Raw genomic sequence first — 20,460 nt, forward strand, 5'->3', positions numbered from 1 at the left:
GACGCAATCCTCCGCTCGCGCGCTGGTCCATGAGTTAGGCACTTCACAGCTTGAGCGGGGAGGTTGCCTAAAGACTTCTGTAATAGAAAACGCTGAGTCTCGTAGACCCGTGAACAGCGAAATCTCTGGTGTATCTTCCTTTCCCCGAGAGGTAGGTTTCGTGGCGGTGCGCGGGTTTCGTGTTGCTACCGGGCAATGCCGGTGCTGATGCACGTGATGGCGGGTGCTGATGGCTTTATGGCATTCAAGCGCGTTGTATTTGGGGTTGACAGGCAGGTGTACGGGAATTGCAAACTTCCTGCAGCGAGACTGGTTGGTCTTGATGTTATTCCGTTGTCTTGGGGGTCAAGGATGGTACCCGTTCGCAGATTGGAGGGTGGTTGCCCAGAGGAACTCAAGGGTCTGTGGAGGTTATCCAAGGGTGTTGACGCGGTTGCTCAGGGTATGCGTGTGATGGATCGGTGGTTGTGTCAGGGAACTTGGTCCCCACGAATGACTCTTTGAGGAGGTGGTTACTTGCGTTTTAGTCAGCGTGTGTGGTTCTCGACTCGCTGCGCGTGTGGTGCGCGGAAAGCCAAGGGCCGAGCTGGCTGTGAGAAGTGTGTACGGCGTTACCGCTTCGTGCGGAATGACCGTGCCAACGGTTGCCGGTAAGCCTCACGACCGGCAGTCAACGGGGTCGCCCTCTCTCTCATATTCGAGGAGATCGAGAGGGGGTGATGAGTACTGATTATTTCGGTGTCGCTGCTGCTGACGTTTGCTGTTGGCGTCTTTGTGTTGATCCGATACACAAGCCTGACGTTGATTCAGGCTGTGATTTGTGTGTTGTTCGGGTTCTTCCTGGCGTCTAGCGAGTTCGCGCCGTATATCCGGCAGTTCCTGTCGGAGTTCCTGGGTGCCAAGTGAGAAGTAGGCACTAAGGCGGCTTGAGTAGCTGACACGGTCGGGCCACTTTCTTGGGGAGGAGTATTGGCCCGACCATTCCCCGAACTATCCATGTAGTCGAGTTGAGAGGAGTAACCGCATGACTGAAACCTATCCGTTGTGCTTCCTGAATAATTGGTGGTGATTTGTCCTGAACGTTCCGTATTCACGCAGTATGTCTCTTGAGCAAGTAGACGGAGCCCGCGCCCGATTTGAGGCGACTTTGCGCGTGCCCCCGATGAATCTCCCTCGCGATGCCGGGGTTGATGCATTCATTATTTCTTCGGCCGATGTGCCCGACTTGGTCCGCGAGATCAAACGGCTTCGGTCCCGCTATCAAATCCTTGAAGCTTCCTGCCGCGCCGGTCTGCTGGCAGCGGTCGAAAACGAGCCGAGCACGGCTTCGGTATGGGCGCTGGATTCGCCGTGGCTTTACGTGACGGATGCGCTTGCAGCGCCTCCGCCGTTCCACCCATTGGCGGAAGTTCTTCCCCTGCGGTTTTGGGGAGGTGAATCTCTTTGATGCGTCGTCGTGGCGCGGTCCCGTCTCACCGACGGGGCCGCCCCGGCCGCTATGGCCGGAGAGATGATTTGTGGATAGTGCCGGTTCATTACGGATCGGGTAGTGAGCCGTTCTATCTGATCGGGCATGTCGGCCGGTTGCTGTGGCGCTACCGGGCCGAGCTCGCCCCGTTGTATTGGCTGGCCGGTTGTTTGCTGGCCGGTTCGTGGCTGCACAAGGTCCACCCGAATTGGTGGCCGTTGATCGTGCTGGCCGGTATCGCCGGAATTGTGGTGCTGGCAGTCCGTCCGGCAAAGGTGCTGGCACGCTTCCCGCTATTGGAGAGGTGGCGTGTCCGTGTGTGGGGAGCGGGATTCATCGCGTTTGTGACGCAGTGGCTGACCGCTGCGACGATTCACGGCGCGACCGCTGGCCCGATGGAATCCTTTGCCATCATCGGTACCGGGGTTTTCGCGGTGCCGTGGTTGTGGCGGGAAGACAGGCGACGCCTTACCCGGGTCCGGATCATTCGGGACCATTTCCCCGACACTGCCGACGCGGCCGGACTGACCGGCGCACGGATGGTGTCAGCGGTAATGGACAAATGGGGTTGGACCGCGAGAATCAAACTCCGGCGCGGCCAAACCTATTCGGACGTAGTCAAGGCGCTACCCGAATTGGAATCGGCATTGGGTGCCCGGATCGGTGGAACACGCGCCGAACCGGTCACCGACGACGCATCGCAATTCACATTGCGACTAGTCGAGACCGACCCCCACGCACAACCCATTGTGTGGGAACCACGCGCCGTGCCAGTCGTCGGGAAATCCCGCGCGTCGATCACTCAGCCGGTCACGGTCGGGGTATTCGAAGACGGCGCACCGATCACGGTTCCGCTGCTGCGAAAGCATGTCCTGATCGGTGGCGCTACCGACTCCGGCAAATCCGGGCTGCTGAACGTGATCCTGGCACGGATCGCAGAATGCGGCGATGCCATTGCCTGGGGCATCGACCTGAAAAAGGGAATGGAGCTAGCGCCCTGGTCGAGCGTCCTGCAAATTCTGGCCACCGATAACGATTCCGCCGAACGGCTACTACAAGCCGGTGTAGATGAATTGGAGAAACGCGCGGAATTTCTAATGGGCCGAGGCCGGCGTGAGTGGTATCCGAAATTCGATGCACCGCAACTGTTTATCATCATCGATGAATACGCGGAACTGTCGAAGAAAGCCCAACGATTGGCGGATTCAATCTCCCGGCGTGGCCGTGCTGTTGCGGTAGTCCTGTTGATCGCTACTCAGCGGCCGACTCAAAAGGCGATGGGTGAATCGTCGGCGCTGCGGTCCCAAATGAATATCAGGTTCTGTCTGCGGGTGAATGAGCGTCCCGACGTCGACCTGATCTTGGGTGTCGGGAAACTCTCGGCGGGTTGGGATGCAACGAAGTTCGACGGACCGGGGAAATTCTTTGTGTCCGGTCCGGGAATGGACACACCCCGCCGTGGACGCGCGTATCTGATCACCGATGCCGACGTGACCGAGACCGCGACCACCTACGCCCGTCCCGGCTCAGCAGCCGACCAGCTTGCCGACACAGCAGGCACCGGACGCCCTGAGAGCCGTTCTCAGCGCCTGTCAGGGGGTCCGGAGACCATCGGGGCACCCGCGACCGTGTCAGGCCCGGAAATGGCGCTCTGGGCGACCCTGCGAGACGCCCCACCGGAGGGGGTCACCGCAGGCGTCTTGCAGGACGCGACCGGCAAGGGCCGAGCGTGGGTCTACAAGCGCCTGAAAGCCGGTCAGGCCGATACCACCATCGCGAGCCCCAGCTATGGCCGCTGGCGAGCCGTCAGGCCCCGGCAGGCGACCCCTGCCGACCGGCCCGCCGACAGCACCGGCCCGACCCCGGAAGGAGACACCGGCGGAGACCCCGCCAACCGGCCACAAGATCACTCACCGTAACTGTCCACGGACTGTCTCAAAGTCCCGGAATCTCACGCGCGCCCGCACGTTGAGGCACACATCCGGGCACCGTGGACACTTCGGAGACACTTCCCGCACAGTCACAAAACGTCACCAATTCAAGGGTGGCCGGACCGGACCTGATCAAGGCCCGGTCCGGCCACCCTGGGAAGGGGGTTCACAGCGCCCACCACGCCACGCCAACCCAACGCCGCAAAGGCGAGAAAGGAGAAAACAGAACCACAACAGCAAAAACCCGCAAACATTGGCGGGCAAATGCTGAAACTGCCACTCAGTGACTACTGGAAGAACAAACCCTACAAACCAACCGATCCCGCAATTGTTGCGCGAGTCTCCGCAATGCCACTCCCCGACGACGACGCGATAGAAACCCTCGCACTGGTCCTCGGTTTCGGCGACGACCTAGACAGGCAGGCATAGCAAAAGGCGACCGGCCATACCCGAATAGGTCCGGCCGGTCGCCTCTCGCGTTTACAGGCAGGCAACGGGGTTCTCAGGCGGCAAGGTCTCCCATCAGGCCACCGAACGACACACGGTCAGCCAACGGCATACGGGGATTCTTGTTCGCCGACCGCAGACGGGGCGCGCAAACCAACTTGATAATCTGCCGCCGCAGTTCGATATCAGCAATGGAAGCCCACTGCTCGGCAGCGTCCGGCCCGATCAAATCCATCAGAATATCCGGAACGGCAACCGCGCGGATCGCGTCTTGCGCCTCGCCGATCTTGGCATTCATCTGCGATTCAATCTCACCAGCCAGAGCAATACTCAACTTGCCCGCCTTGCACAAAGCCGGGATCTCGCGAATCTGCGCGCGTGCTTCCGCAATCGCAGTCTCATAGATGGTGATATCCGAATCATGCTTGCTGGTCAGCGAGACCATCTTTTCGTAGATGTCACGCCGTGAAAGCCACGAAACAAGCGACGCCTCTACATAGCTGTCGAACTTCGAGATATCCACCGAAGCGCAAGCACTATCGGCGCACGAGTACACGACAGACTTCCGTTTCTTCCTGTCCTGCTTGTGCTTGCTGTGCATCCACGAACCGCACTCGCCGCAGTTCGACGCATACGACAGCAACCAGACCCGGGAGAAAGGCCGGTGCGTGCGGCCGGACTCCACTGCCCTACTGATAATTGCCTGCACATTGTGGAAAACCTTCGGTGTAACAATCCCTTTCCACTGGCCATCGGTCACAGCCTCGCGGAAATGTGCACGCTTGCCGACATAGACCGGATTCGTCGCAATGCTCCTGATTGTCTGCCGTGACCACAACTTGCCACTAGGCGACGGAATGCCGCGAGCGTTGAACAGGTTCGCGATAGCCGTTTCGGTCACAAGGCGTCGCGCATGCCAGAAAATTTCCCGCACGATGCTATACGGCGTGTAAGTCTCTTCGGTGCCGTCTTCCTTTTTCACGACATACGAAGTCTGGTCGAAATCCTGGCGCTCGAAAGCACCTGTCTTCTGATTCTTGAAACGCTCATAGCCGTAAGGAACGTGACCATGCGGGCGACCAGCGTCAATCTGGCCTTTCAAACCACGCGACGTATTGTCATGGATCGTGTCCACCTGAGTTTCAGCATTCAAAGCCTGCTGACCCAAAGACGCCCGGTCCGCCGTCACCCGAAGGTCATACAGGTTTCCCTCTACCAGCCAGAAGAACAATCCATTGTCGTAACAGAGATCACGCAACATGGCGTATACGGCAAGCATCCGCTGTGACCGAGACATATCCGTCAGGACCAATACGTCACCCTTGCCCGACTTGATTGCAAGGATAAGACGCTCAAAGTCTTTCCGCTTCCGCTTCGCCTCCGGTGCGTGCCGCGAGGCGGATACATCGTTATCGCTGAACTCAGCTACTTTCTTCCACGAATGCCGGTTAATGTTCTCGTCATTCATGTTCAACTGAGTACCGACCGAGTACTTTTCTTTCTTCTTATCCTTGCTCGCACGGCCATAACTCAGCGCGCCAACCCCAGTACCGGCCATTAGCAGGGCTATTTTGTCGGACCAAACCTTGCGCGTAAACGTCATACCCGTCACGGAACTACCTCCCTGTTGATCACTCTAGGTCAAGTAGGGAGTCTGTTCCGCTAGCGAACGGTGGTCGTCTTCCCGGCGCCGTTCGGCCCGAGGAACCCCGTGACCGTCCCGGGAGCAACCTCGAAACTCAGATCGTCGACCGCCCGCACCGTGCCGAACGACTTCGCCAGGCCACGGACCTCGATGCCAGCGCCATTCATGACGCCGTCCCGTTGGTCTGGGGGCGAGTCGCGCGACCGAGGATGTGCGGCGAGGCAGGCGACGGCTGACCGGGTGGAAAGTCGAAACGGTCGATCTCCTCGATGACGAACCCAGCGGCGCTGATCGCCGCCGCCGCGTCGCGGGCCACGTGACAGCCGCCCATCAACACAGGCCACAACGTCGCGTCCGCGGCCCACTGGACCCTCGCCAGGCGGCCACCAGCCGGTGCGGCGACATGCTCATAGAACCGCAGCTCGCCACCAGGGCGCAGTACCCGGTAGGCCTCCTTCAGCGCTTGGCCCGGATCGGCCACCGAGCACAACACCAGCGAGACCACGACGGCGTCGAACGAGCCGTCGTCGACCGGCAGTTGTTCCGCCGGCCCGTCGACCACGGTGACCGGCACGTCGACCTCACGCGAGCGCTCTGCCGCTTTGGTGCGCAGGTAGGGCTCGGGCTCGACGCCAATGACCTCAGTGACTTCGGCCGGGTAGTGAGCGAAGTTCCCGCCGTCACCACACCCGACCTCGAGGACACGGCCGGCCAAGCCCGTGAGCAGGCGGCCGCGATGCTCGGCCACACCTTGGCGATCCATCACCGGTCTGAGGCGGGCGTACACACGGGCGAACAGCGGGTGCGACATCTGTGCTGGCATGGCACTACCATGAGGTGTTAACAAGCAAGTGTCAACACGGATGTAAACACTTGAGGAGAGTCGTGGCTGCGCCGACTGAAGGCAAGCTGATGAAGCGCCCCGAGCGGCGCCAGGCCCTGATCGCTGCCGCTGCCCGGGCTTTTGCCCGCAGCGGCTACGCGGCGACGAACCTCGAGGACGTCGCCACCGAGGCCGGCGTCAGCAGAGTGCTGATCTACCGGCACTTCGACTCCAAGACCGAGCTGTACAAGGCGGTCCTCGACGAAGTCAGCGACCAGCTGCGCGAGGCCACGGGACATCCCAACCACCTCACCGAGTCCAGCCTTCAGGCACTCATCGCGGTCGCTCAGGACAACCCCGACGGGTTCAAGCTCTTCTTCCGCCAGTCGGCCCAAGAGCCCGACTTCCGCCGCCACGCCGATGAGCTCCGTGCAGCGATGACCGCGACCGCCGAGCCGTACCTAAGGGAAGTGATCCATGACGAGAACCGGCTGCAGTGGGCCGCGCAGCTGATACCGACCGTCGCTGTCGAAGCCGTGATCGCGTGGCTGGACGCGGGCAAGCCGTCACCGCCCACGGCAGCAGACACCATCACCAGCATCGTCGGAGGCACCGTCACCGCGATCGCAGGCGACTAGGGCCGACAGCAAGGATCGAGTGGCCCGTCGGCAGTAGTCCGATGCGGCTGGTCAGGGCGTTGCTGCAGAGACCCACACGATCGTGGGGGCGATGTCTGGTCGGTGATCGACGCGGATGTCACAGAAACCTGCCGTGTGGAGCCACGCAGTGGCCTCGGCAGTCGTCGGCACGTTGTACACAGAAGAGTCGAAGCGGGCTGGTAGTGGATGCTCGCCGGCCCGGAAGGCCAGGACGAGTAGGCCACCTGAGCGAAGCGCTCGGGAGATGTCGGCCAGTGTGGTGATGGGCTCAGGCCAGAAGTAGATGGTGTGTACCGCGATGACCGCGTGGAGGCCATCGTCGGCTACGGGCAGCGTGATGCCATCGCCTTGGTGCAGGCGCATGTGGCCAGCGGCGATGGACTTGGCGTTACGGCGGCTGGCCGTGTCGACCATGGTCGGGGAGACATCGACGCCGACGACCTCGGCGCCGCCCGCGGCAAGCCGCTCCAAGGTGCGACCGGGACCGAAGCCGATCTCACAGATCCGCTCACCGGGAACCAGGCGCAGAAGTTCAATGGCTGTGTCGTTGACCGCGGCGGTCTCCCGGACCCAGTTGCGGCCCATCAACCTGCCGACCGCGCCAGATGGCCGGGCGGCCTGACCGGACAGATATCGCCCGACCGCCGCTGCCACGGCACTGCGGGCGCGGTGGTGCCAGGGTCGCCGGTCGGCGCAAGGGAGAGGGCAGGAGCGTCGTCGCAGCATGGGGTGGCCTCCGGTCACTTCAAGGTTGGGGTGGTCGCTCGTGCGACAATTTCGGCGATCATCGAGGCAACTGCCGCGTCGTCGACGACGACGGACGCGACGGCGCCGGAGGGACCGGGGGCGGGGTCGAAGTGGCAGTGCACCGCCCAGAGCGCGCACAGCTCCACGATCGTGCGGGCCACCAACGGCGCCGGCCCGGGCAGACTGACGGTGCCGGCCTGCTGACGGCGGGCCAGATACTCCTCGATGCCACTGACGTTCGCCCGCCTGCCGGTGCCGAACCACACCTCGGCTAGATCGGGCAACTCCGGGCCGCACCTGTCAATCAGCTTGATGGCGATCCGGTGCCGGGCCAGGCGGGCGTACAGGTCGGTGACGATGCCGACGAACTCCGCCCGGAGGTCCGCCGGCGGCGCGTCGGCGGGGAGGGGATCGGTCAGCGCCCGGGCCAGCCTCAGGTCTGCGACCTCGCGGATCAGGCGGTCGGACACCAGCGCCGCGACCTCCCCATCCGCCGGCGCCGGTACCGGGAGATCGGCCGGCACTGGTAGCGGTTCATGCCCGTCCGCGAAGCGCACCGCGGCCGCGAACAGGGCCGCCTTGCCCTGCGCGTAGCCATACAACGTGCCCTTGGCCAGCCCAAGTTCGTCAGCCACATCCTGCACCTGAGCACGCTGATAGCCATGCGTGATGAACACCCGCGCCGCCGCAGCAACCACCGCCGCGAACCGGTCTGAAGGAATCGTCCGAACCATGAACCGACTATAACTGACCGACTCAGTCAGTCAATAGTGTTGGTGGTCAATAGCCCTGGTGGCTCCAGTCCGGTCTGAGCAGGGGTGATGGTCGTGGCGGTCACGCGGCTGAAGTCGGGCATGCCGAGGTGGATGGTCGGGAAGCGTTGTTCCAGCCGTTTCATTTCCTGGAGCTTGTCCTCGGCTCCGGCCAGGCTGATCTTCAGTCCGTCGACTTCGCCGAGCCATCCCTCGCGTTCGGCTTCCGCGATGCGTGAGATCAAGTTGTCTCTGATCTCGGTCATGCGGGGGCGTTGGGCTGGGTCGGGACGGAGCATCGAGCAACGGACGCAGGCGTGTTCATGGATGCAGGGAGTTCCGAAGGCACGCGCGCACGATCCCGTGGAGACCTTCCGCTTCTCGAAGTGGCCGAGGAACTCGTCCCATTCCTCGGGAGTGGGGGTGCGGTATTCGGCACCTGGCCGGGTCGATCGTCGTCGGGCGAGGAAGCCGCGGAAGTTGCTGATCGCTTCCTGCGGGTAGACAGCCCTGTAGCCCATCGTCGTGTTGATGTCCTGGTGACCGCAGATGACCTGGGCAATGTGGGGCGGGAGACCGTTCATGACCAAGTCTGTGACGAACATCCGCCGGAAGTCGTGCGGGGTGAAGGTGACAGCCTCGCCTCCAGAGGAGGCTGCGAATCCGGCTTCCTCCGCGACCTTCTTGATCAGGTCTCGGGCACAGGCTGAGCTGATCACCCGGCGTTCGGAGGCGTACTGCCGCTGGAACAGGAACGGCATTGGCGCGGACCAGGTCTTCTCGTGGATATCCCTGGCGCTGACGAGCGGCACCGCCGCGCCGTCGGTGCGGATGCGGCGAATGACGGTGGCAAGTACCTCACCGAGTTCTGGAGAGACCAGGATTAGCCGCTCGGTGTCGGTCTTCGACGGAACGATCTGCAGCAGCGGGACGATCTCGCCGGTCGTGGGCAGCGTGTATTGCACGAAGGCGTGATGGGTGAGTTCGAGCGTTTCCTCGATCCTGGCCCCGCTGTGTCGCAGGACCTCGACCAGCGCCCAGGCCCAGAACGCCCTGTCTTCGCGTGTACTCAGGTCGTGGCGCCGGCCGGTGTCGTCAGTGGCGTAGACCTTGGACGTGTGGTTGTAAGGCATCTGCGGACGTGTCCAGGGCTCGCCGTGGCAGGTGAACGGCTGACCCGGTGCTGTGGTCCGGGCGGCCTGCAGGAGTTGCTCGCAGCGCCGGCGGTACTGGTTCAGCGCGTCGACCAGGGAGGGCAGCGCTGGCAGTTGGTCGCGGGTGCGTTGGTCCATCCGGGATTTGCGGTGCAGCTTCGCTTTGCGGACAGCACATTCGTTCGCCTTGACGGGACAGGGCGCCACCCAGTGAGCCCATCGTTCCGGTTCCTCGGCTGCCCATTGAGCGATGTCAAGGTAGAAGGCTCGGACCTGCAGCAGCACGCCCGGATAATTCTTCCGCTCGCCCTTCGAGGTGCCGTCCTTGGACCGCAGGACCTTCACCCGTTGTTTCCAGGAGATTGCGACTTCGGGCAGCAGGCGCAGGGACTCGATGCCGGGGTTGTGAAGCTCCAGATCTTTCCAGAAAAGCTTCACCAGATCGTGGCTGGTCCGGTCCAAGGTGACGTAGTCGACCGAGGGCTGGCGTTCCTTGAGGTAGGCGACCAGGAGGTCGCGCACCGACCGGCAGGCGACCTCGTAGCGGTCGACCATATCTTCGACGCTGGCCTGTCCGCGGCTGATCAGCGGTCGGATGTTGGGCGGGAGCCCGTCGGGCAGGACACCTGCACCGAGCAGTAGTTGATAGGTGAGGTTGAGGTGCCTCACCCGCAGTCGGTTCCTTGCCCTCGCTGCCTCGTTCAGCTCTAGCAGGTCGCCCAAGGTGACGTCCATGACACCGCCGCCCTTGTGAATCACGATCCAGGCAACCCGATTCAGCGCCTCCTGCAGGCGCTTGTCGTGAACGCCTTCAAGACTACTGGCCACCTCGTGCAGACGCCTGAACCCGGCAGGGTCGATGACAGCCTTGACTCGCTTGAGCAGCTTCGTGGGCCCTCGCTGCCCGAGCAACCAGCGGTAGGTCGGCCGCACCACTTCGCTGTAGATCAAGGCGTTGACACCACTCAGGAGCGCGAAGTGGTCATTGGCCGAAACTGCCGCGTCGGGTTTCAGCCACCGCTCGACGAGCTTGATCCATTCCCAACCCGCCGCATCGGCGCCACTGACCAACCATCGGCTTTGCCACGACTCCCCAGGAAAGGTCTCCAGCCAGCTCAGCACCCACCTGAGACCGCGACGGCGCACGTATTCAGTCTCGTAGACAGCCGAGCGATAGCGGGAGTGCAGCAGCAACTCCATCACCTGCTCGCGCGAGAAATACGTCTGTGGCCACGAATCGACGGGCCGCCGCGGGGGATAGCGCCGAAGGAGATCGTCCACCGGATGCTCGGTGATGATCGTGGCCGCTTCGATCGGCGGATCCGTGAGCACACGCCGCACGGGGCTACCCAACCTCGCGGTCACATCGGCTTCCCGAAAAGCACGTCGAGGTCATCCGGCCGGTAGCCGGAGGCCACCGGAGCAACCGGCACCTGGGCGCGACGCCCGGCCTGACGCGCGTGGTGGGCGAGCATGCTGCCGATCACCTCGTCCTGATGCGGGGCAAGGTAGATCTGGGTCGTCGTCAGATGCGCGTGTCCGAGGACCCACTGCACGTCGGTGAGCGGCACCTCCGGATCACGTGCCATCCGATAGGCCGCAGTATGCCGAAGATCATGCAGCGTCCAATTCGACCCAAGCCCCGCATTCGCACGCTCGAACATCCGGTGCGCGGCAGGGTAGGTCAACGGACGCAGCGGCCGGCGAAGCGTCCACCACAACGGCTGGCTCCGCCCGGCCGGGACCTTCCCGTGCAATTGCTGTTGGTAGAGCCGCAACCACACGAACGCATCGGACGACGCGGGCAGCAGTTGGACCGCGCGGGAACCCTTGCGCACCACGGAGATCACTTGCTGGCCAGGGTCGGCGTCGCCTCGGCACGTGCCGAGAAGCTCCGAGGCCCGAGCACCGGTGGAAACCCAGAACGCCACAAGCGCCCGGTCCCGGTCACTGGGCAAGGCCGCAAACAGCCGGTCGAAATACTCGTCCGGGACGCTGCGCGGCAGCCGCTTGGGAACCCGAGGTCGGTAGAGCCCAGACCGCTCGTTGCGGCGCGGCTCCATCGAGCTCTGGTGCGCATGCGCACGATGATCTCGGCGCTCTCTCACCAGCGGGAACGGATTCAGGACCGGCCCGCTGCCCACGTCCCGGTGAAAGTCGTAGAACGTCCTCAGCACCGTTTCGCTATGTGCGCGGACCGACGCCGCATACTTCGCTCCCAGCTTCGGCTTGCCCGTGACCTGATTCGGAACACCGGCCGACCCGCGCTGCCCTGCTAACCGGGCGATCGTCGTGTCGACCGCATCGGTGCCGCGGTTGCGCCAATGAACCCGCGACGGCTTGTCCGCGATCTGCATCCACCTGCTGAAGTCCCGGGCCTCAATCCTCGACGCCCGGTCCCATGCAACATCGACCGCCCACAAGAACCGGTACCATCGGAGCAGAGCCATGCCGTACGACCGCAGCGTCGACGGCCGACGCCCAGCCGCCTGCAGATCCACCAAGAACAGCGCAACTCCCGGCTCCACGAGACCGCGCACATCGATCAGTTCGTACGGCTCCCACTCGTTGTCCGTGACCCTCAGGGCACCAGCCAACGGCACGCGCAAAGAAGCAAGATCTCTCGCCAACTCGTCGGGTCCGTCCATGGAGCGCCTAACTGATGGAACCGAGAAAGGTCACTTGACCTGCGGAAACTCCACATCTAGTTCAGTCAACAGGTCCGCTGTTGATTCGCACCCGGTCCTCCAGGTAGGCGAAGAGCCTCGGCTCCGCCTCCCCCGCTTGTACTGCCGCTGCCATCAGCTGGTGAAACAGGCGCTGCTGCTCCGGCTGCCTGTCCGCATGTTGCGCCAGCAGCCAGGCATTCGTAGCCGCCTCCTCACCGATCTCGGACAGCTGTGGCCAGCCCTGCTCGGTCACGACATCGATGAGCCAGCCGCTGTTGTCGGCATCCACTGCGTTGACCACATCCCACAGCTCCGTGCGAGGGTCGTCCGACCAGCCATCTACCGCGCTGCGGGCTTCCTGGTCCAGCGCCGCTCGCCGCTCGAGCTCGGCCTGGAGCTCGCTAGTCTCCATCGGCACGAGGCCCCGCCGCGTCCCACTCGATGAACGCCCCATCCCGCACGCTCACCCGCACCGTCCCACCGGCTCTAAGGACAGTGGACTGGTCCAGCTGCACGACACTCCGTTTCGCGGTGGCGACGCCTCGGACCACCTCGGCAACGAGATCCGGAGAGTCCTTGTGCACGTGGTGTCCCGCGAAATGCGGCACGACGAGATGACCGGACCAGCGCTGTGCGAGCTGCAGCTGGTGGCGGTGCCACCGCTGATCCATCTCGACCAGCGTCAACGGGCGATACTTCTCCGCTTTCTTGACCGGAAGCCAGCGCCAGATCGCCGAGCCGATCACCACCGTTTCGACATGCTCCCGGGGGCCAGGCTCGAAGTTGTCTAGCGTGGCCGGTACGGAAATGCGCCAACCCTCGCCGTCGCGGCCATCGACCAGCACTAGCTGGTCCTCGTCCAATGCGGTGTGAAGGTCGGGGTCACTGGCATCCACCAGGACCAGACCACTGACCTGGTCAGGCCAGAGCCGCGCGAACGCATCCACGATCAGGCCGCCGATCGAATGCCCCACTAGCACCCATGGCCCCGGTACGGCCGCAGCGTTCAGCAGCTCGAACAGCTGCTCAGCACCCCATTGGATCGGCAGAGCAGCACCTTCCGCTGTCGCTCCATCAACAGGTCCGCTGCTCCCGCAGCCAGCCCGGTCATATGCGAACGTCGAAAGCCCCGCGGGAAGGCGCTCGATCACCCCGTCCCATTCCTCCCCAGATCCGCCCAGCCCGGACACGAAGACGATGCACGCTGTATCACCCGGCAGGTACCGGTACGCCAGCTCGATGCCGTTGACGACACAGCTTTCCTGCAGATCGCTCACATACTTCCCCTTCGTAGACTGCCCGTCGAACTCACCGTGCGTAAGCCTGGCACGTTCGGTACCGACCGATCGGGTCACCCGATCAGGAGAATTTCCTTGAGTCGCTGCTTGCCCTCAGGATCGGTGGCAGCGATTGCGAGGGTGTTGCCCTTTGCCTGTTCAACTTCGATGAACTTGAGGATGCTGATCGCCCGCCGGATCGTTTCTGCCAGCGACAGTCCTCGATGTCCGGCGAGCCATCTGAGCATCTTCATCGTGTCCGCCGCGAGGTTGACGGACAGCCGCCCGGCTGCGGCCCCCGCCCGCGGCGCTGCTCTGGTCCACAGTCTTGGGCATTGTTCCGTGCTGACCTTTCGCGGCGTCTAGTGAGCCTGATGTCTGATGCGGCGTGGAAGCGGAAGAGCAGCTCGGTCGCCCGCGAGCTAGTGAAGGCTCCTGCTAGGTCTTGCGGCAGACGATGGCTCGTGTGTGCTCGGTCAGCCAGTTCGACGGCAGGCTCTCACTCGGTGTCGCGGACCAGTGTGTGCAGGACACGATGCCGGGTGGCACCAGCTTGTAGCCGGAGACCATGTGCGCAATCTCGTCGGGATGCCGAAAGGCGGTGTATCCGAAGGCCTCAGTGAGCAGAGCCGCCAACTGGGAAGCGGTTCGCTGGGCCACCTGCCCGGCAGGTCGTTCCCAGCACGACACGACCAGGTAGGATCCGGCGCCGAGCACGTCGAGATAGGACTTCATCACTTCGCCGGCGTCAGGTCGGTGCTGAAGTGTCCCAACTTGGAGGAGCGCGATCGGACGAGACCAGTCGAGCACATGTTTCGTTAGGTCTCGCAAATCGCCGGCATCAAACGGATCGGCGGCCACCACCTCGACCAGGTCGTTCGTGGCCAACAAAGCACGAGCATGGGCCAGGACGATCTGGTCGTCGTTGACGTACACCACTTGGGCCTTGGGGTTCATCTCTTGTACGGCTCGGTGGGCCGAAACTACGACCTGCGTACCTGGGTTGCAGTCGATGAACTGGTCGATGCCTTGTCCTACGAGGTAGCGGGCGGCGGCGAGCTTGAACCTATCGCTCACACCTGGCACATCGGCGATGTCAGGGGCGACGACAAGAGCCTGTCCTGCCAGGTACCGGTCGGCTTCGAGGCCATCCTTGCCATTTCCGACCGAGTTCCAGAACCGCGCGAGACTCGACGTCGTACCGAAGCCCGGGCTGTTCAGGATCCACGGATCGTGGCCGTCAGGCATGAGGTAGATGGATCCTCTCGAACGAATGATCGAGCCGGGGCGCGAATTGGAGCGCTGGGGGAAATTGGCGAAGTGAGCGAGACCTTGACGCCATGACGGGGCTGGACGGCTGCAGGAGGAAGTCCTCAGCCCCGCAGAGCTAGTCAGGGTGCCGATGAGGGGCTGAGGACTTCCGAGGGACGGGACCGACGCCGGACGCTGCCCTGGGGAGCAGCCTCCGGCCCGAAGACAGCTACTGGGCAAATGAGGTGACGACAATTCCGCCCAGCAACCGTGCGCCGGTCCCGCCCGATCAGGGAGGAGACTTCACGACCAGCACCCGCGCCGTGGTTTCCTGCTCGAGCTGCTGACGGCGGGTCAAGCCGGAGGGGGTCCTGGCCGCCAACACGTCCTCGCTCAAAACAACTACGGCATTCACCTGGTCGAGCTTGGAACGGGCGAGCATCGCAGCGAACGCGGCAGGGGCCGGGGAAGCTTCCTCGACAAAGATCACCTCAAGCCGGAATCCCTCGCGCTTGGCGAAGGAGATCAACTGAGACCGCGACCGCTCCACCTCAGCGGCTGTCGTGAGGAAGTCCTTGACCAGGTACCCGAATAGGAGATGCTCGGCCGGATCTGGCATGGGCTCCCCTCGGATCTGGTCTCGCCGGAGCCACCGAGCGGGGAGCCAGAAATACAGTTGTGGGCACCCACCCCCGTGGCATAGCGCGTCATGCGCGCTACGTGACAACGGTGACAGTGAGCCACCGGTCGAGGGAAGAGAGGCGAGCTGGGAGACTAACTGGGTGACGAGCTGGGAGAGTTGAGCCAGCTCGGATTGCCGAGTGCCCAGTCCCCGCTCTTTACTGTTAGCACAAGCGGCGAGTGAAAGGCAGCCATGGCTGGTGGGAGTGAACCCAACCAGAAGCTGATAGCTGCCCGTCGACGACTGGGCATCACCCAGGCGGAACTCGCTGATCGGCTGCTGTCCCGGCTGGGTGAAGATGCTCGCCTCGACGCAAATTACCTGTCGAAGCTTGAGCGAGGAAGACACACTTGGCCCAAGCCCCCATACCGCAAGGCGCTGCGGGAAGAGTTTGGAGTCGGCACCGACGCGGAACTGGGCTTCTACTGCAGTCGCTCCGTCCCTGAGGAGGATTCCGCCGACGTGGATCGCCGCACTTTCTTCTCCCTCACACCCGCTGTCGCCACGCTGTCCATCAGCGGCCCGGTAGCTGACTTCCTGGCCCAGGCCGAACCGGCCGCTCGGGCGCCGAGGTCTGTTGGCCGCGCCGATGTCGACCTGATCGCTCAGAGCACCCAGACCTTCACCAGCTGGGACCACCGCGTCGGCGGCGAACTGTCAGTCCAAGCCGTCGCCGGACAGCTTCGCTGGGCAGCCGGCCTGCTGGAAGCAAAAAACATTCAGCCACAAGTCCGCGACGACCTCCACAGTGCAGTCGGCCACCTTGCCCAGGTCGCCGCCTGGATGTCGGTCGACGTCGGCGCCCACGACTCGGCCGAACGGTACTTCCGGTTCGGCCTGCACTGCGCCGAGCAGGCCCGCAACACCAGTCTCCGCGCGGTTGTCCTGGCTGACATGTCTCGCCAGATCTTCCACCTAGGCCGACCACAAGATGCCCTCAGCCTGGCGGAGCTCGCACAAGTCCGTGCCGACCAGCTACCTGCGCCCGAGCGTGCGATGCTCGGCGTCGTTCGGGCCCGCGCGCTGGCCCAGCTCGGCCGAGGAGCCGATACCCGCGCAGCGATCACCCAGGCCGAGGACGACTTCGGGCGGCGCGACTCCACCCCCGTGCCGCCATGGATGGAGTTCTTCGACGGCGCCGAGCTCGCAGGCGATGCCGGACACGCCCTGTTCGACCTGACCGCTGCCGGCGCCAACCCACAGCCGGCACTGGACCAGCTCGGCTACGCCAGCAGCCAGCACACCGACGACTACGCCCGATCCCGGGCATTCTGCCAGCTGAAGATCGCCACCTTGTGGATGCGAACCGACCCCAGCGTGGCCGTCGCCCACGCCCGAACAGCAGTCACCGCGGCCGAGTCATTGCGGTCGGGACGGATCCGCAGCTACCTGCGAGAGCTTCACGGCGCAACCACTCCGCACACGAAGAACAGTGACGTCGCCGAACTGCGGCGCGGTATTAGCCGACTGACTCAGCTGTCCGCCTGATGCCGCCGGACTCCAAAGCCCGGACCGAACACGCCCGGGTCGACAAGGCCTGCCGTACTGCGGGCATTGATGCCGGGGAGGTCGAGTTACTCAGCCTCGGCGACAGCGGCACCTTCCGGGTCGGTCACGAACTTGTCGCCCGCGTGACGCGCTCGGCCGCCCAGCAGGCCACCGCGCACCGTGAAGTCGCGATCGCCAGATGGCTGGAGCGCGCAGGGTTGCCCGCCGTCACCGCAGCGGCAGATCCTGTCGACGACGGGGATTACACCGTGACGTTCTGGCACCACCTCCCTGACCTGCGATCGGCGACCGCGGCCGAGATCGCCACCTACCTCCTCCGCCTCCACGCCCTGACGCCACCAGACGACCTCGCCCTGCAGGGCGTGCAGCCCTTTGTGAGCATCTCCGACCGCGTCGACGCCGCAGACATCCCAGAAGGCGACAAGCTGTTTCTGCGCCGGCGGCTGTCCGAACTGACCGACCGATGGAACGACGTGGTCTTCGAACTGCCGGCCACGACCATCCACGGCGACCCGCATCCCGACAACGTGCTCGCCACCCCGGACGGCACCGTACTCATTCTCGACCTCGAGCGATTCTCGTACGGACCACCCGAATGGGACCTCACGCTGATGGCCAGCGAGTACGACTCCTTTCGCTGGATCACCACCGATGACTACCGGGACTACGCCGGCACCTACGGGTACGACGTACTCAAGGCCCCTGCCTACGAAACACTTCGCGACATCCGCGAACTGCGCATGACCACCTGGCTCGCGAACAAGGCCGACCAGCACGCCGAGACCAGAGCCGAGGCGCTTCACCGAATCGCGTGTCTGCGCGGTGATCACGGCCCCAGACCATGGACCTGGGACGGCGGATGAGCAGAGCTCTGGTCAGCTCACCGCGGATCAGCCGAACACGATCTCGCGGAACTGATCACGGATCCCCATCAGCGGCTCGCGATCCCGCGTATAGAACAGCTTGTTGGTCAGGAGGGTGGCCCACTTGCCGAGCCTCGGCGAGATCCACATCGCTGTCCCAGTAAACCCGTAGTGCACCCAAACATCCTCATCGAGGGCAGCCCCGGGTGCTGGCTGCCAAAAGAACCCCCGAGAGGCATCGAGATCCCCGGTCTGAATCGAGAGGGACTGGGTCACCCACTCCCGGCCGAAACCATTGTTGGCTGGCGCATCACTGCTCAGCATGTATTGCAGGAATCTGCCGAGATCATCGGCGACTGAGAAGACGCCGGCGATTCCGCACACGCCGAGGAGGCGCGCGGAGTAGTCGTGAGGCGTGGCCTTGATCCGCACGCCGGCCTCGGTGTCAAACTCCGTCGGGGCGCAGCGCACCGCGACGTCGACCGGGAGAGGCCCGAACTGTATGGAAGCCATCCCAAGCGGCCCCCAGAGCCGCTCCGTCACGAAGCGGTCCAGCGGCTGACCCGACAAGTACTCGACCAGGTACCCAAGAATCAGCGCAGCCCGGTCCGTGTACTCGACCGCTTCGCCTGGCGGCCGCTGCAGTGCCTCAGCCAGTACGCCCGCCCTGACCACCGCGGGATCGGTACCGTACAGACTTTTCAGGTTGGCTCGCAGCGGGAGCCCTGCCGTGTGGGTCAGGAGCTGGTGGGCGGTCACCTGTCCCAGCGGGTGTCCTTCGACCTCGGGCCAGAATGGGGCGAGGCGCTGGTCGAGCCGCAGGTCTCCCGCGGTGACCAGGGCACCGATCGATGCCCACACTGCGAGAACCTTGGTCAGGCTGGCGACATCGAAAACCGTGTCTGGCCGCATCGGCTGATCAGGCTGATCCGGATCCAGTACGCCGACCACTCCCCCGCCGATTGTGTTATTCACGTCACCGACGCTCCAGACCGCGCCTGGAAAGGCACGGTTGCTATGGCCAGCCTCGAGAAGGTCCTCGACGCGGTCAGTGCTGAACATGGCGACGTCCCTTTCTGCCGATGGGTCGTCACTCATCGCCCCTGTGATGCAGCCGGGATGAACAGGATCACGGTCACGAGAGGGGTTGCGGTCTTCGACCCCGATGGTCGGGGTTCTCGGCTAGACGCTCACTTGCAGTTGGCACTGGGCTGCCTGCGTGCGGTTAGCCCGTGACGATTTGCTCGGCGAGGAGGGTGATGTCTCCGGCGCCGACGAGCACGATGGCGTCACCGGATTCTGTGTGGGTGGCCAGATCGGTGGCCAGTGCGCTGCGATCGGTGGCGTAGTGGAATCCCGAGCCAGGCAGGGCCGTGGCGATGTCGAGGCTGGACACGTGGTCCCAGGCTGCGGGATCTTCTCGTGCCGGATAGATGGGTTCGAGGTAGGTCACGTCGGCGAGGGTGAGTGACTGGGCGAACTCGGTGGTGAACTGCTGGGTGCGGGAGAAGAGGTGTGGCTGGAAGACGGCGATGACGCGACCGGTGGTGACGGAGCGGGCGGCTTGCAGGACCGCTGCCACCTCGGTCGGGTGGTGTGCATAGTCGTCGAACACCTTGGCGCCGTTTGTAGTGTGACCGCGCAGCTCGAATCGCCGTGCAAGGCCGGGGAAGGTTGCGAGCGCCTCTCGGATCGCCTCGGGGCTGCAGCCGAGTTCGCGGGCTACGCGGACGACGAGGGCAGCGTTCTCGGCGTTGTGCCAGCCCGGAAGGCTGAGGTCGTAGGTTTCATCGTCAAGGACGAACGCGGTGGGGTTGGCGGTCCTGGCTGGGACCGCGGTGACCAGTTCGGGCAGTCGTTCGCCGAGTTCGTCGGCGGCCTGCTGGGATCCGACGGTGAGATCGGCGCCCTTGGCGAATCGGGCAAGGACGTCGGCGACGTCGTCCTTGCTTTCGTAGCCGCCTGCGTCACCGACGTGATCCAGATCGACGTTGGTGATGAGTGCGATGTTGACTGCGTAGTCCAGCAGGCTGCGGTCGGACTCATCTGCCTCGATAACCAACAGCCGACCGGCGCCGGCGCGGGCGTGAAGGGCCGGTTTCCGCAGCAGACCACCGACGATGTAGGTGGGCTGAAGACCCGCCTGGTCCAACACGTAAGCCAGCAGCGCGGCAGTGGTTGTCTTCCCGTGCGCTCCGGCGACAGCAATGGTGCGGTTCATCCGGGTCAGCTGTGCCAGGAGCGCGGAGCGGTGGAGCTCGGTCAGTCCACGCTCATTGGCAGCGGCGCGCTCTACGTTGTCGGAGCGGATGGCGCTGGAGTAGACGATCTCGCCAGCTGCGGGGAGGTTGCCCGTGTCGTGGCCGAGGTGGAGTTCGATCAGCCCGGTGTCATGAAGGGAGTCGAAGAAGATTGACCGCTTCGTGTCCGATCCAGAGACGGTCGCTCCGAGCTGGGCGGCGACGAGCGCGAGACCGCTCATGCCACAGCCGCCGATCCCGACGAAATGGACCCGGCGACCGGTCCAGAGCTTGGACTCGTCGAACTGCTCACCAACTGCGGACACAAGACTCCTTCGTTGTG

Annotated in this window: 19 protein-coding genes and 1 pseudogene; 6 read left to right on the forward strand and 14 right to left on the reverse strand. The window is 63.9% G+C overall.

The window, feature by feature from the left end; all coding sequences use genetic code 11:
• Positions 1 to 738 precede the first annotated feature (738 nt).
• The 3 genes from JOF29_RS21280 to JOF29_RS21290 all read left to right on the forward strand — a co-directional run bounded on the left by JOF29_RS21280 (position 739) and on the right by JOF29_RS21290 (position 3,387).
• A complete protein-coding gene (locus JOF29_RS21280; RefSeq protein WP_209695889.1) occupies positions 739 to 906 on the forward strand; it encodes a hypothetical protein in 168 nt (55 codons plus the stop codon).
• 256 nt (positions 907 to 1,162) lie between these two features.
• Positions 1,163 to 1,447, forward strand: a complete 285-nt coding sequence (locus JOF29_RS21285) for a hypothetical protein (protein ID WP_209695888.1) — start codon at positions 1,163 to 1,165, stop codon at positions 1,445 to 1,447.
• A gap of 77 nt (positions 1,448 to 1,524) precedes the next feature.
• Positions 1,525 to 3,387 (forward strand): FtsK/SpoIIIE domain-containing protein, encoded by a 1,863-nt coding sequence (locus JOF29_RS21290; protein ID WP_209696262.1) that lies wholly within the window; start codon positions 1,525 to 1,527, stop codon positions 3,385 to 3,387.
• Between the two features lie 514 nt (positions 3,388 to 3,901).
• Here JOF29_RS21290 and JOF29_RS21295 read toward each other — a convergent pair.
• The 3 genes and pseudogenes from JOF29_RS21295 to JOF29_RS21305 form a co-directional block, all read right to left on the reverse strand.
• Complete coding sequence (locus tag JOF29_RS21295) at positions 3,902 to 5,449, reverse strand: recombinase family protein (RefSeq protein WP_245359956.1); 1,548 nt, start codon at positions 5,447 to 5,449, stop codon at positions 3,902 to 3,904.
• A gap of 62 nt (positions 5,450 to 5,511) precedes the next feature.
• Positions 5,512 to 5,658: pseudogene (locus tag JOF29_RS21300) on the reverse strand (ATP-binding cassette domain-containing protein); the annotation flags it as partial.
• A complete protein-coding gene (locus tag JOF29_RS21305) occupies positions 5,655 to 6,314 on the reverse strand; it encodes a class I SAM-dependent methyltransferase (RefSeq protein ID WP_209695883.1) in 660 nt (219 codons plus the stop codon). The pseudogene JOF29_RS21300 and the gene JOF29_RS21305, both read right to left, overlap by 4 nt.
• Before the next feature lie 62 nt (positions 6,315 to 6,376).
• Between JOF29_RS21305 and JOF29_RS21310 the strand changes: the two genes are divergently transcribed.
• Positions 6,377 to 6,952 carry a TetR/AcrR family transcriptional regulator gene (locus JOF29_RS21310; protein WP_209696264.1) on the forward strand — a complete coding sequence of 192 codons (576 nt, stop codon included), beginning with the start codon at positions 6,377 to 6,379 and terminating at the stop codon, positions 6,950 to 6,952.
• A gap of 51 nt (positions 6,953 to 7,003) precedes the next feature.
• Here JOF29_RS21310 and JOF29_RS21315 read toward each other — a convergent pair whose 3' ends face one another.
• The 9 genes from JOF29_RS21315 to JOF29_RS21355 all read right to left on the reverse strand — a co-directional run bounded on the left by JOF29_RS21315 (position 7,004) and on the right by JOF29_RS21355 (position 15,442).
• Positions 7,004 to 7,627: a class I SAM-dependent methyltransferase gene (locus JOF29_RS21315; RefSeq protein WP_307863531.1), complete on the reverse strand. Its 624-nt coding sequence runs from the start codon at positions 7,625 to 7,627 to the stop codon at positions 7,004 to 7,006.
• 86 nt (positions 7,628 to 7,713) lie between these two features.
• Positions 7,714 to 8,454: a TetR/AcrR family transcriptional regulator gene (locus JOF29_RS21320; protein WP_209695880.1), complete on the reverse strand. Its 741-nt coding sequence runs from the start codon at positions 8,452 to 8,454 to the stop codon at positions 7,714 to 7,716.
• A gap of 26 nt (positions 8,455 to 8,480) precedes the next feature.
• Positions 8,481 to 10,967 carry a tyrosine-type recombinase/integrase gene (locus tag JOF29_RS45450; RefSeq protein ID WP_209695879.1) on the reverse strand — a complete coding sequence of 829 codons (2,487 nt, stop codon included), beginning with the start codon at positions 10,965 to 10,967 and terminating at the stop codon, positions 8,481 to 8,483.
• A gap of 20 nt (positions 10,968 to 10,987) precedes the next feature.
• Positions 10,988 to 12,274, reverse strand: coding sequence for a tyrosine-type recombinase/integrase (locus tag JOF29_RS21330; RefSeq protein WP_209695878.1), 1,287 nt, complete (start codon positions 12,272 to 12,274; stop codon positions 10,988 to 10,990).
• A gap of 61 nt (positions 12,275 to 12,335) precedes the next feature.
• A complete protein-coding gene (locus JOF29_RS21335) occupies positions 12,336 to 12,707 on the reverse strand; it encodes a DUF6624 domain-containing protein (RefSeq protein ID WP_209696265.1) in 372 nt (123 codons plus the stop codon).
• Positions 12,697 to 13,572, reverse strand: coding sequence for an alpha/beta fold hydrolase (locus JOF29_RS21340; RefSeq protein WP_209696266.1), 876 nt, complete (start codon positions 13,570 to 13,572; stop codon positions 12,697 to 12,699). The genes JOF29_RS21335 and JOF29_RS21340 overlap by 11 nt, the downstream gene beginning before the upstream one ends.
• Before the next feature lie 74 nt (positions 13,573 to 13,646).
• Positions 13,647 to 13,826, reverse strand: a complete 180-nt coding sequence (locus JOF29_RS21345; RefSeq protein ID WP_209696267.1) for a hypothetical protein — start codon at positions 13,824 to 13,826, stop codon at positions 13,647 to 13,649.
• A gap of 184 nt (positions 13,827 to 14,010) precedes the next feature.
• Positions 14,011 to 14,820, reverse strand: a complete 810-nt coding sequence (locus tag JOF29_RS21350; RefSeq protein WP_209696268.1) for an SAM-dependent methyltransferase — start codon at positions 14,818 to 14,820, stop codon at positions 14,011 to 14,013.
• Between the two features lie 292 nt (positions 14,821 to 15,112).
• Positions 15,113 to 15,442, reverse strand: coding sequence for a hypothetical protein (locus JOF29_RS21355; protein ID WP_209696269.1), 330 nt, complete (start codon positions 15,440 to 15,442; stop codon positions 15,113 to 15,115).
• Between the two features lie 255 nt (positions 15,443 to 15,697).
• Here JOF29_RS21355 and JOF29_RS21360 point away from each other — a divergent pair, with 255 nt between their 5' ends.
• Entirely contained in the window at positions 15,698 to 16,993 is a 1,296-nt protein-coding gene (locus JOF29_RS21360) for a helix-turn-helix domain-containing protein (protein WP_209696270.1), read from the forward strand.
• A complete protein-coding gene (locus JOF29_RS21365; RefSeq protein ID WP_209696271.1) occupies positions 16,993 to 17,877 on the forward strand; it encodes a phosphotransferase family protein in 885 nt (294 codons plus the stop codon). Before JOF29_RS21360 ends, JOF29_RS21365 begins: the two co-directional genes overlap by 1 nt.
• Before the next feature lie 27 nt (positions 17,878 to 17,904).
• On the opposite strand, the gene JOF29_RS21370 is transcribed toward JOF29_RS21365, so the two are convergent.
• Both JOF29_RS21370 and murC read right to left on the reverse strand, forming a co-directional pair.
• Positions 17,905 to 18,939, reverse strand: a complete 1,035-nt coding sequence (locus JOF29_RS21370; protein WP_209696272.1) for a serine hydrolase domain-containing protein — start codon at positions 18,937 to 18,939, stop codon at positions 17,905 to 17,907.
• 163 nt (positions 18,940 to 19,102) lie between these two features.
• Complete coding sequence (gene murC / locus JOF29_RS21375; RefSeq protein ID WP_307863578.1) at positions 19,103 to 20,443, reverse strand: UDP-N-acetylmuramate--L-alanine ligase; 1,341 nt, start codon at positions 20,441 to 20,443, stop codon at positions 19,103 to 19,105.
• Between the last annotated feature and the right edge of the window lie 17 nt (positions 20,444 to 20,460).

Origin of the sequence: Kribbella aluminosa (assembly GCF_017876295.1) — a bacterium.
Lineage (GTDB): Bacteria > Actinomycetota > Actinomycetes > Propionibacteriales > Kribbellaceae > Kribbella > Kribbella aluminosa.

Coding starts and splice junctions, on each gene's coding strand:
- JOF29_RS21330 (WP_209695878.1), bottom strand. CDS start 12,274: ATGGACGGACCCGACGAGTTGGCGAGAGATCTTGCTTCTTTGCGCGTG.
- JOF29_RS21355 (WP_209696269.1), bottom strand. CDS start 15,442: ATGCCAGATCCGGCCGAGCATCTCCTATTCGGGTACCTGGTCAAGGAC.
- JOF29_RS21345 (WP_209696267.1), bottom strand. CDS start 13,826: ATGAAGATGCTCAGATGGCTCGCCGGACATCGAGGACTGTCGCTGGCA.
- JOF29_RS21305 (WP_209695883.1), bottom strand. CDS start 6,314: ATGCCAGCACAGATGTCGCACCCGCTGTTCGCCCGTGTGTACGCCCGC.
- JOF29_RS21335 (WP_209696265.1), bottom strand. CDS start 12,707: ATGGAGACTAGCGAGCTCCAGGCCGAGCTCGAGCGGCGAGCGGCGCTG.
- JOF29_RS21295 (WP_245359956.1), bottom strand. CDS start 5,449: ATGACGTTTACGCGCAAGGTTTGGTCCGACAAAATAGCCCTGCTAATG.
- JOF29_RS21365 (WP_209696271.1), top strand. CDS start 16,993: ATGCCGCCGGACTCCAAAGCCCGGACCGAACACGCCCGGGTCGACAAG.
- JOF29_RS21350 (WP_209696268.1), bottom strand. CDS start 14,820: ATGCCTGACGGCCACGATCCGTGGATCCTGAACAGCCCGGGCTTCGGT.
- JOF29_RS21285 (WP_209695888.1), top strand. CDS start 1,163: ATGAATCTCCCTCGCGATGCCGGGGTTGATGCATTCATTATTTCTTCG.
- JOF29_RS21360 (WP_209696270.1), top strand. CDS start 15,698: ATGGCTGGTGGGAGTGAACCCAACCAGAAGCTGATAGCTGCCCGTCGA.
- JOF29_RS21320 (WP_209695880.1), bottom strand. CDS start 8,454: ATGGTTCGGACGATTCCTTCAGACCGGTTCGCGGCGGTGGTTGCTGCG.
- JOF29_RS21370 (WP_209696272.1), bottom strand. CDS start 18,939: ATGTTCAGCACTGACCGCGTCGAGGACCTTCTCGAGGCTGGCCATAGC.